Source organism: Streptomyces huiliensis (assembly GCF_020037025.1).
Lineage (GTDB): Bacteria > Actinomycetota > Actinomycetes > Streptomycetales > Streptomycetaceae > Streptomyces > Streptomyces huiliensis.
Genome location: NZ_JAIQLH010000506.1, coordinates 1 through 1,089 on the forward strand (window position 1 = coordinate 1; position 1,089 = coordinate 1,089).

Here is a 1,089-nt window from a genome sequence, read left to right on the forward strand (position 1 = left end):
CCGCGGCCAGCAGCCGCCCCAGAGCCCGCGTCCGCCGGCCAACCCGTCCCGCGCGGGCGGTCTGACCCAGAGCGGTCTGCCGACGCGCGTCCCGGGGAGCACCCCGGGCGCGGGCGCCCCGACCGGCGGTCCCAGCCTCTTCGACGCCTCGCCGCCCGCCGGCGCGGGTGACGACGCCTCCGCCAAGGGCGCGGACGGCCGTTCCGGCCTCCCGTCGCGCGGCAAGCGGCCCGCCGTCATCGCGCCGGTGGGCAAGGACCGCCGCCCGCAGCAGCCGCCGCAGCGCGGCGAGGGCACCGGCAACGGCCTGCCCGTCCGCGGTGGTGCCGGTGACAAGGGCGAGACGGGCAAGCAGGGCCTGCCGAAGCGCGACCGCAAGAGCACGCCCGGCGGGCTCCCGGTCCGCGGCGAGGCCACGCCGTCCGCCCTGCCCGAGCTCCCCCAGCGCGGCGGCGCCGGCACCGGCCTGCCGCAGCGCGGTGGCAACGAGGGCGGTCTGCCGCGGCGCGCTGGCGACGAGAGCGGCCTGCCCCAGCGCGGTGCCGCCGGGAACGCCGGCCTGCCGCCCCGCAACGCGCTCTCCGGCCTGCCGAAGCGCGGCGACCGCAAGAACACCCCCGCCGAGCCGCCGGCCCGCCCGGCGCCGAGCTGGGGCAACGACCGCTCCCCCGCCGCGCCGGTGGACGACTGGCCGCTCTCCTCGAACGGCTCCTCGCGCGCCGCGCAGGACACCCCGCGCGGCCACGACAGCGTCGAGGCCCCCGAGCGCGCCGAAGGACCGTCCGCCACCGGGCAGTTCCCGCAGCTCGCGCCGGTGCCGGAGCCCGAGAGCAGCAGCACCGGACGGCACGCGCTGCCCGCCGCCCCCGGCGACACCGGTTCGTTCGCCCGCCCGGAGACCCGGCCGGAGACCCGGCCGCAGACCGACGGCCCGGGTTCCACCGGGCAGTTCCCGCGCCTGGCGCCGGTGCCCGAGCCGGAGAGCAGCAGCACCGGACGGCACGCGCTGCCCTCCCGCGACGCCGCGGCCCCGGCCGACCCGAGCGCCACCGCCGCCTTCCCGCAGCTGGCGCCCGTGCCGGACGCCGA

The 1,089-nt window shown here is 81.2% G+C and carries 1 pseudogene; it reads left to right on the forward strand.

Annotated features, from left to right (window positions below):
• Positions 1–1,089: pseudogene (locus JNW98_RS35515) on the forward strand (hypothetical protein); the annotation flags it as partial.